At 67.9% G+C, this 9,464-nt stretch carries 7 protein-coding genes; 5 read left to right on the top strand and 2 right to left on the bottom strand.

Annotated features, from left to right (window positions below):
• The first annotated feature begins 31 nt into the window (after window positions 1-31).
• Together ACOQPE_RS02335 and ACOQPE_RS02330 are read left to right on the top strand one after the other, a co-directional pair.
• Window positions 32-1,540 (top strand): FMN-binding glutamate synthase family protein, encoded by a 1,509-nt coding sequence (locus tag ACOQPE_RS02335; RefSeq protein ID WP_420610316.1) that lies wholly within the window; start codon window positions 32-34, stop codon window positions 1,538-1,540.
• A complete protein-coding gene (locus ACOQPE_RS02330; RefSeq protein ID WP_420610315.1) occupies window positions 1,537-2,373 on the top strand; it encodes a phytanoyl-CoA dioxygenase family protein in 837 nt (278 codons plus the stop codon). The genes ACOQPE_RS02335 and ACOQPE_RS02330 overlap by 4 nt, the downstream gene beginning before the upstream one ends.
• Window positions 2,374-2,384: 11 nt before the next feature.
• Here ACOQPE_RS02330 and ACOQPE_RS02325 read toward each other — a convergent pair whose 3' ends face one another.
• On the bottom strand, window positions 2,385-4,928 hold the full coding sequence (locus ACOQPE_RS02325) for a polynucleotide kinase-phosphatase (protein ID WP_420610314.1): 2,544 nt from the start codon (window positions 4,926-4,928) through the stop codon (window positions 2,385-2,387).
• A 10-nt stretch (window positions 4,929-4,938) separates the two neighbouring features.
• Entirely contained in the window at window positions 4,939-6,342 is a 1,404-nt protein-coding gene (locus ACOQPE_RS02320; RefSeq protein WP_420610313.1) for a 3' terminal RNA ribose 2'-O-methyltransferase Hen1, read from the bottom strand.
• Window positions 6,343-6,420: 78 nt separating this feature from the next.
• On the opposite strand from ACOQPE_RS02320, the gene ACOQPE_RS02315 reads away from it, so the two are divergent.
• From ACOQPE_RS02315 to ACOQPE_RS02305, 3 genes are all read left to right on the top strand, one after another.
• Entirely contained in the window at window positions 6,421-7,005 is a 585-nt protein-coding gene (locus tag ACOQPE_RS02315; protein ID WP_420610312.1) for a DUF4389 domain-containing protein, read from the top strand.
• Window positions 7,006-7,071: 66 nt separating this feature from the next.
• Window positions 7,072-7,656 (top strand): DUF4389 domain-containing protein, encoded by a 585-nt coding sequence (locus tag ACOQPE_RS02310; RefSeq protein ID WP_420610311.1) that lies wholly within the window; start codon window positions 7,072-7,074, stop codon window positions 7,654-7,656.
• A gap of 122 nt (window positions 7,657-7,778) precedes the next feature.
• On the top strand, window positions 7,779-9,452 hold the full coding sequence (locus ACOQPE_RS02305; RefSeq protein ID WP_420610310.1) for a thiamine pyrophosphate-binding protein: 1,674 nt from the start codon (window positions 7,779-7,781) through the stop codon (window positions 9,450-9,452).
• Window positions 9,453-9,464: the final 12 nt, after the last annotated feature.

Here is a 9,464-nt window from a genome sequence, read left to right as displayed (position 1 = left end):
CCCCCAGCCGCGTCCGCGGTAGGTTCGAGTTGTGCCGTGGTGGCTGTGGGGGCTGATCGTCTTCGGGGCGCTCGCCGTGGTCGTGTTCGTTCACGACATCGTCCAGAAGCGGCACTCGATCCTGCGCACCTATCCGGTGATCGGCCATCTGCGCTTCCTGCTGGAGAAGATCGGCCCCGAGCTGCGCCAGTACATCGTCGCCCACAACGAGGAGGAGCGCCCATTCAACAGAGACGAGCGACGCTGGGTGTACTCGACGGCCAAGCAGCAGAACACCTACTTCGGCTTCGGCACCGACGACGAAATCGACAAGCCCGGCCACATCACGTTCCGCCACAGCCCGTTCCCGCTGGGCCGCACCGTGCCGGCCGATGCGCCCCTGGGGTGCGGCAAGATCATGGGCGCGTGGCGGGACCGTGACAAGGCCTTCCGGCCGGCGTCGATCGTGAACGTGTCGGCCATGAGCTTCGGGTCGCTGTCGGGCACGGCGATCGAGGCGCTCAACCGCGGGGCCGCCCTGGCCGGCTGCATGCACAACACCGGCGAGGGCGGAATCTCCAAGTACCACCGCAGCGGCGGTGACCTGGTGTTCCAGATGGGGACGGGCTACTTCGGGTGCAGGAATCCCGACGGCACGTTCTCGATGGACCGCCTGCTGGAAACCGTCGACGGGGCGCCAGTCCGATCCATCGAGGTGAAGCTGTCCCAGGGAGCCAAGCCCGGTGTCGGGGGGTTGCTGCCCGCGGCAAAGGTGAGCCCCGAGATCGCCGAGGCACGCGGCGTGCCGGTCGGCAAAGACGTGGTGAGCCCCAGCCGTCATTCGGCGTTCGGCAGCGTCGCCGAGCTGGTGAACTTCGTGGAAGAAGTGGCCGGCGCGACCGGTCTGCCGGTAGGCATCAAGTCGGCGGTCGGCCAGGAAACCTTCTGGACTGAGCTGGCCCAGCACATGGCCGAGACCCGGCGGGGACCCGACTTCGTGACGGTGGACGGCGCAGAGGGGGGCACAGGCGCAGGGCCGCTGGTGTTCACCGATCACGTCGCACTGCCGTTCTGGCGGGCGTTCGGCGTCGTGCACCGGGCCTTCGGCGAGGCCGGCCTCACTGACCAGATCGTGATGATCGGCTCCGCCAAGCTGGGCTTTCCCGCTCCTGCAGCGCTGGCGTTCAACATCGGGGTCGACATGATCGGCGTGGCTCGCGAGCCGATGATGGCGATCGGCTGCATCCAGGCGCAGCGCTGCCACACCGACCACTGCCCCACCGGCGTGGCGACGCAGAACAAGTGGCTCTCTCGCGGGCTCGATCCGACGCTCAAGAGCGTGCGGCTCGCCAACTACGTCATCGGGTTGCGAAAGGAGCTGTTCCGGCTGGCTGATGCCTGCGGAGTCGAGCACCCGGGCCTCATCGGGGGCGACAACGTCAACGTGGTGAGCCCCTTCGGCGATCTCATTCCTGCCCACCACGCCTTCGGCGTGACCCCCGAGCACACACACAGCCCGGCCCGCATCGCCGGCCTGCTGGAAGCGGTGAGAGAGCCATGAGCCGCCCCCAAGAGGCTGAGCCGTCAGGCGAGCGCATCACCGACGAGCACCAGGCGGTGTTCGCAGCAGACGGCGTGGTGAAGGTGACCCATGCGGTGTCGGACGCGTGGGTCGAACGGGTGCTCGACGTGGCTGACCAGCAGCTGCGCGAGCCCGGCAGGTGGGTGTCAGACACGAATCCGGGAGCGCCGGAGAACCGGCTGTTCACGAGCCGGTACCGGTGGGAGATCGACCCGGTCATCGGTGATTTCGTCTTCAACTCGGGCATGGCGCAGATGGCCGCGGCGCTGATGGGTTCGGACACTGCGCGCTTCTACTTCGACCACCTGCTCATCAAGGAGCCACGCACCGCCAACCCCACGCCGTGGCATCAGGACATCCCCTACTGGCCCTTCCTGGGCAAGCAGATCTGCTCGGCGTGGGTGGCGATGACGCCGGTCACCGTGGCGGAGAGCTCGCTTGAGTTCGTGCGCGGCTCGCACAGCTGGGACGCCTACTACGCACCCGAGTCGTTCGACGGCAAGAAGGGCTTCATGGCCGACTTCGAGGGCCCCAAGATGCCCGATGTGGAGGCCGACCGGGCCGCGTACGACATCATCGGGTTCGACGTCGAGCCCGGAGATGCGCTGTTCTTCTCGTCGTGGATCATCCACGGCTCGCCGGGCAATGCCGGCGATCACCGGCGGGTGGCGCTGTCGACCCGCTGGCTGGGCGACGACGCGGTGTGGTACCCCCATGCGGGGTGCGATCCCATCGTGGGCGACGACGACACGACATCAGTCGCCGGCGAGTATCCCGGCGACAACGACAAGTTCCCGCTCGTCGCCGCGTAGCCTCCGGCGGCTTAGAGTCGGGGGTCAACCGGTTCGCTCTCCAGCGCGAGCACGGCGAACACGCACTGGTGCACACGTGACAGGTGCTCGTTGGCGACGAACCGGTCGAGTGCTTCGATGCCGAGCGCAAACTCCCGCCGCGCCAGCGACGACTTGCGCTTGAGCGATCGCTGGCGGAGCTGCTGCAGGTTCTCCGGCGCCAGGTACTCGGCTCCGTAGATGAGGCGGAGATACTCCCGGCCGCGGCACTTGACGCCGGGCAGCACGAGGCCCTTGTCGTTGAACATGACGGGATCGGCGGGCTTTGCCACCATGCCCTCGCCGCCACGCTCGGTCATCGAATGCCACCAGTCGGTCACATCGGCAATTGACGCAGCGTCGTCGATCGTGACGTGCCGGCGATCGGTGCGGCGCAGCACATCGGGAGCCTCGGCAATCAGCGCGTCGATCTCGTCGAGGTGCCATGCGTGCGGACGGCGGGCGAGCACCTCGCCGTGTGCTGCCAGGATCTGGAACGGCGCGATCTCGACGCCCTCGATGCCGTCGGTGTCCCAGCAGTACTGCCGGTAGGCGTCGATGAACGATCCGAGATGGGACGCCCGCTCGACAGTGCGGGACGCCAGATCGTCGAGCCCCACGCCGCGCCCGGCGGCATCGGCGATCAGCCTGCTCGCAGTGCTCAGGGCGGCAGTTCCCGCCGCTCCTGTCGAGGCATACAGGTCCTGGATCAGCTCGGCGCCCTTCGCCGACCACGGCAGCAGCTCGGCATCGAGCACGAGCCAGTCGGTACCGAGGCGATCCCACAGCCCGGTGCTCTCGGCGGCGGCACGCAGTCGTGCCAGCAGCGATGCGGTCGCTGCGGGCTCGGCAAAGAACGCCCGTCCGGTGCGGGTCACGATGACGCCGGCGGCCTCGTTGACGATGCCGAACCGGGCCCCGGCGGCATCGGTGTCGCGCGCCATGACCACCACGGCCCGCGAGCCCATGTGCTTTTCCTGGCATACGACCTCGCGCACGCCGGCACGCTCGAAGTAGGCAAAGGCTTCGTCAGGATGCTCCAGGTACCCGTCACGGGTGCTGGTGGCGACCGGTGCCATCGTGGGCGGGAGGTAGGGAAGCCAGCGGGGATCGACGGCGAAGCGGCTCATCACCTCCAGCGCAGCGCCGGATTGCTCAGCCTCGATCGTCACGCGGCCCACGAGGGACGTTTCCACGATGTGCTTGCCTGCGACATCGCTGATGTCGAGTGCGGTGTGTGCCCGATCCTCGGCGGGAGGCTCGGCGTCGAGGGGTCGGACGGGCTCGTAGTACACCTCGGCCGCCTGCACGGACACCAGCTCGCGCTCGGGCCAGCGCAGCGCGGTCAGCTCGCCGCCGAAGACGGCGCCGGTGTCCACGCAGATCGTGTTGTTGACCCATTCCGCGGCCATCACCGGCGTGTGGCCGTACACCACAGCCGCGTCGCCGCGGTAGTCGGCGGCCCACGGGTAGCGGACCGGCAGGCCGTACTCGTCGCTCTCGCCGTCGGTGTCGCCGTAGAGCGCGATGTCTCGCACGCGAGCCGACGCCCGCCCGTGATACCGCTCGGGAAGGCCCGCGTGGGCGACCACCAGGCGGCCGCCGTCGAGCACGTAGTGGCTGATGAGCCCGTCGACGAATGCGGCCACCTGATCGCGGAAGGCGGCGCTGCGCTGTTCGAGCTGGGCGAGCGACTCGGCCAGCCCGTGTGTCATCTGCACTTGGCGTCCCGCCAAGGCTCGACCCAGCTTGTTCTCGTGGTTGCCTGCGATGCACAGTGCGCTGCCGGAATCGACCATCGACATGGCCACCTCGAGCACCTCGGCGACGCCTGGCCCACGATCGACAAGGTCGCCCACGAACACCGCCCGTCGATTGTCGGGGTGGGTGATAGGGCGCGCGGCGACGTCGTAGTCCAAGCGGTCGAGCAGTTCGATGAGCTCGGTGTGGCAGCCGTGAACGTCGCCGATGATGTCGAATGGCCCGACGTCGTCTCGGCGGTCGCACCAGAGCCTGCTGCGCACGATGCGCATCGCATCCAGCTCATCAGCGGAGCCGATCGTGTGGACCCGGGCGAAGCCCTCCTTGCGCAGGCGCCGGGCGTTGCGGCGCAGCGTCTCGTGCTGACGCTTGATGGCATGGCGCGGCGTCTGGCGGTCCTCGCGTGAACTGTTCCGTTCAACGCACCATGCCAGCGGCAGGTCGAAGACGATGGCTGTGACCATCAGGTCGGCCCGGCGAGCTATCTCGACCAGCGCCTTGCGGTCGGGCGTCTTGGCATTCGTGGCGTCAACCACCGTGAGGCGTCCGATCTCGAGGCGCTTGCGCACGATCGTGTGCAGCAGATCGAAGGCCTCAGCGGTGACTGTCTGGTCGGTCTCGTCGTCGCCGATCATGGCTCGGCATTGATCGCTCGACACGACCTCGGTGGAGGCGAAGTGCCGGCGGGCAAAGGTGGACTTGCCAGAGCCGGACGCGCCGCACAGCACGACCAGCCCCGGTTCGGCAATCTCGATCTCGGTCAGCGTGGGCCTCATCGGACGCTGCTCACGGTGCCCGGCGGAAGACCGCCATCTGGGTCGGCGGCCCGCACCCGGGATCGTCAGGTCCGATGCCGCTGATCTCGCAGCCGTAGCCGTACTCGTCCCCGACATCATGCGCCCACGCTGTGAATTCGCTGCGCGTCCACTCGAATCGGTGGTCGCCATGGCGCAGCCCGGACTGGCCGAGGTGTTCGAAGTTGACGTTGTATTCGCGATTCGGCGTCGTCAGCACGACCGCCGAAGGGGCGGCGCGGCCGAACACGACATCGGCGAACACGTCGAGGCGCTCGATATCGAGATGCTCGATGACTTCCACCAGCGTGACCACGTCGAAGCCGCGCAGGCGCTCGTCGGTGTAGGTGAGAGAGCCCTGTACCAGCGAGATGCGCTCCCGTCGACGCTCGGACATCTCATCGAGACCGAGACGCCGTTCGGCACGTTCGAGTGCCCCGATCGAGGTGTCCATGCCCAAGATCGCCGTCACGGCAGGTTCGTCGATGAGCCGCTGCAACAGCCGTCCTTCGCCGCAACCCAGGTCGGCGACTCGCCCGGCGCCCGCTCCCCGCACGGCGTCCATCACCGCATCCAGACGCAGCTCCCGCAGGTTCATTCGGCGCTCGTTCGCCTGCTCCGCGTCGTCATTGCGCTGGTCGGCCCGTTCGACGTCCTCGCCGGCTTCAGCGAGGCGCGCCAGCGCCTCCCGGGCGAGGGTGCCGAAGCGCAGGTAGCGGCGTGTGATCAGGTCCGACTCGGGATGGTCGGCCAGCCACTCGCCTCCGCGCCGCATCAGCTTGTCGACTTCGTCGGGACCGATCCAGTAGTGCTTGCGGTCGTCAAGCACCGGCAGCATCACGTAGAGATGCTCCAGCGTGCGGCGGACGGTGCGCTGGCCCGCCAGCCGGACCGAGCAGTAGCGGCTGTCGCCCCAGTCCCCGAACTGCGTGTCGAGCGGGATGGGGGCGCACTCGACGTCGTAGCCCAACGGTTCGAACAGCCGCCGGAGCACGTCCGCCCCTCCCCGCACCCCCAGCGCCGGCAGCTCGACGGCGAGGTCGAGCGGCCGATCGACGAGTTCGGGCCGGGCATCGCACGTGCCGGCCAGCGCGGTTCGGAACAGCCGGCCGATGGCGACGCTCAGCATTGACGATGCCGCGTACGGCCGGTCGTTCACGTAGGGCTCGAGTCCTCCCAGATGGAACGACTGCCGTCGTGGGTGCCGCTTGGACGCTGCGAACGAATCCACTTCCACGAACAGCGTGGCTGTGCAGCGGTCGGGCGTCGCTTCGGGGTAGAAGACATGGGCGCGCCCGAAGCCGACATCGACCGATCGCACCCGATCGGGATGCTTGTGCAGCAGGAATCCCAGATCGGTCGCATCAGGTGTCGTCGAGGTCAGCGAGACGAGCATGAGCTGCCCATTCAATCGGCACGGCGACCTGTCCGGATGGGTCACGGGCGTCGGCGGTGGTGGGTGTAGTTTCAGGGCATGGATTACCCCGCCTCCGTTACCGTCGAACCCTCAGAGCGCGTGGCGAACTGGCGTCCGCTGGTCCACTGGATCATGCTGATCCCGCACTTCGTGATCCTTGCCGTGTTCCACGTCGTGGCTTGGGCGCTCGCGCTCCTGACCATGCTCGTGGTGCTCTTCGCCGGCAAGCTGCCGACAGGCATCGCGAGCTTCCAAGTGATGTACATCCGCTACTACACCCGTGTGCTGTCGTACGTGCACATCATCCACGACCAGTATCCGCCATTTGAATTCCCTTCGTCGGAAGAGGATCCGGGCGGTTCGCCGGTGGCGGTGAATGTCGCAGTGGAACCGGGGAATCGCAATCGTCTGGCAGCACTGTTCCGTCCGATCTACGGGCTGCCGCAGATCGTCTTCGTCACCGTCTACTCCTATCTCGTCGTCGCAGTGGTGACGATCGCCTACTTCATAATCCTGTTCACCGGCCGCTGGCCCGCAGGCATGCGCGGCTTCGTGATCGGGTTCTACCGGGCCCACGCGCGCTACCTGACCTTCATCTACATGCTGACCGACAAGTACCCGCCCTTCAGCACCGCCGAATAGAACCCGTTCTCGCCCGCCGCTCGACCATGCATCGAGCGTTCCGGGCTTCCAAGTAGGTTCGGCGGCATGGCTTACCCGGCTTCCGTCACCGTCGAGTCACCGGAGCGGATCGCCAACTGGCGACCCTTGGTGCACTGGCTGCTGCTGATCCCGCACCTGATCATCTTCGAGATCCTGCAGCACATCGCGTGGCTGCTGAACCTGTTCGGCTGGATCGCCATCGTGTTCACCGGCAAGATGCCCAAAGGCTTGGCGGACTTCCAGTCGATGTACCTGCGCTACAGCATCCGGCTGTACGCCTACTTCGACTTTCTGCACGAGCGCTACCCGCCGTTCGAGTTCGACATGTCTGCACCCGAGCCCGGAGGCACTCCGGTCGCTGTCGACATCGAGCCTCAGCTCACCGAACGCAACCGGCTCACGGTTGCATTCCGGTTGATCCTGGTGATTCCGGCCCTGGTGTTCACCGTGATCACCGGTCTCATCACCGCGGTGCTGGTCGTGCTCGGCTTCTTCGCAGTGCTGTTCACCGGCCGCTGGCCCGTCGGCATGCGCGGGTGGGTCGCCTCGTGGTTCGGCGTGAACCTGCGCATGAACGCGTACCTGCACCTGCTGACCGATCAGTACCCGCCGTTCAGCCTCGACGCCTGATCCGTCAGTTGGGCGGCGGACCGCGGCGGCGCCGAACTCGGGTCCTCCTGCATGTCGGGCGGCCGGCGCCACCGCAGGGCTACCGTGCGGGCGATGAGCGAGGCCCGAGGTGAGTGACTGCCATGAGTGAAATGACCGGGGGCGAGGCCGTCGCGGCCACGCTGGCGCGCCTGGGCGTGCGGCACGTGTTCGGGATCGTCAGCGTCCACAACCTGCCGATGTATGAGGCGCTGTCGGTGCGCGACGACATCGAGGTCGTCAAGGTCCGCCACGAGCAGGCGGCTGCACACGCTGCGGATGCCTACTACCGCGCTACCGGCGAGATGGGCGTGCTGCTCACCTCCACCGGCCCCGGCGCCGCCAACGCTGTGCCCGGCCTCTACGAGGCGTCGTTCACCAGCTCGGCCGTGCTGATGGTGACGGGCCAGACCGAATCACGGTTCTACGGCAAGGGGAAAGGTTTCCTGCACGAGAACGATCAGCAGGTCGACATGCTGCGCTCGGTGTGTCGCAGCGTGGCCTCCGTGCGGCATCCCAGCGAGATCTCTGCCGACATCGCCCGCGTGGCCGACGACATCCGCACCGGTCGCCCGCAGCCGGGCGCCGTGGAGATCCCGATCGACTTCCAGTACGCCAAGGTCGGCGATGGGCCGATCTCGGGATCTCCCGAGGTGTCACGTCTGCGGCCTGACGCTGCGCTGCTCGACGATGCGGCCGAGCGATTGGCTGCGGCGCAGCGGCCTCTCATCTGGGCGGGCGGTGGCGTCATCAGCGCCGACGCCTCGGCTGAGCTCACTGCGCTGGCCGAGCGGCTCGGTGCGCCGGTGGTCACCACCATCGAGGGCCGCAGCGCACTGAGCGAACTGCACCCGCTGTCGCTGGGCTTCCGCTCGGACCGTCCCCAGATGGCCGACGTCTTCGCTGAAGCCGATCTGCTGCTGGCCGTGGGCACCCGGTTCCAGAACTACGCCACCCGGGTCTGGGCGCTGCGCTTGCCCGACGAGCTGATCCACCTCGACGCCGACCCCGGCGTGATCGGCCTGAACTACCCGGCGTCGCTGGCCGTTGTGGGCGACGCGAAGCTCAGCCTGGCCGGACTGCTCGAACGGCTGGGCGACGGCGCGCCCGCCATCGACGACGGCTACGTCGAGCGGGCCCGCAAGCATCGCTCGTCCGACATGGAGGCGATGCGCGACGAGATCGGGACGGACCACGCGGCGATCTGCGACGCGATCCGCCGGATGCTTCCCGATGAGGCCCGCATCGTCCGTGACACCACTGTGCCCGGCTACATGTGGGGCAACCGGCTGCTGCCGATCGTGGCGCCGCGCACGTCGATTCGGGCCGCCAATGCCGCCATCGGCCCCGGCGTGCCGATGGCCGTGGGTGCGGCGCTCGCCACCGGCCAGCCGACCGTCGTGATCCAGGGCGACGGCGGGCTGATGCTGTCGGTGGGGGAGATCTCGACGCTCGCCGAGCACGGCCTGCCCGTCATCGTGTGCGTGTTCAACGACGGCGGCTACGGCGTGCTGCGCATCATCCAGGACGCCCTGTGGGACGAGCACCACGGCACCGAGATCGGCGGCATCGACTTCGTCGCTGTGGCTGAGGCCATGAGCGTGCCGGCCCGGCGCGTGCGCAGCGTCGCCGAGTTCGAAGCCGCGTTCGGCGATGCGGTTGCCCGTGCCAGCGGCGAATCAGGCCCGGTGGGACCGTCGCTGATCGACATCGACCAAACCGCGCTCATTCCCATCACGTTCCCGCTTCCCGCGCACCAGCGCCGCCGCGACGACTGAGCGCTGCTGGCC

Source organism: Candidatus Poriferisodalis sp., assembly GCF_965219595.1.
Classification (GTDB): Bacteria; Actinomycetota; Acidimicrobiia; order Acidimicrobiales; family Poriferisodalaceae; genus Poriferisodalis.
This window is presented reverse-complemented; position numbering and strand designations above follow the sequence as displayed.

Coding starts and splice junctions, on each gene's coding strand:
- ACOQPE_RS02330 (WP_420610315.1), top strand. CDS start 1,537: ATGAGCCGCCCCCAAGAGGCTGAGCCGTCAGGCGAGCGCATCACCGAC.
- ACOQPE_RS02325 (WP_420610314.1), bottom strand. CDS start 4,928: ATGAGGCCCACGCTGACCGAGATCGAGATTGCCGAACCGGGGCTGGTC.
- ACOQPE_RS02320 (WP_420610313.1), bottom strand. CDS start 6,342: ATGCTCGTCTCGCTGACCTCGACGACACCTGATGCGACCGATCTGGGA.
- ACOQPE_RS02315 (WP_420610312.1), top strand. CDS start 6,421: ATGGATTACCCCGCCTCCGTTACCGTCGAACCCTCAGAGCGCGTGGCG.
- ACOQPE_RS02310 (WP_420610311.1), top strand. CDS start 7,072: ATGGCTTACCCGGCTTCCGTCACCGTCGAGTCACCGGAGCGGATCGCC.
- ACOQPE_RS02305 (WP_420610310.1), top strand. CDS start 7,779: ATGAGTGAAATGACCGGGGGCGAGGCCGTCGCGGCCACGCTGGCGCGC.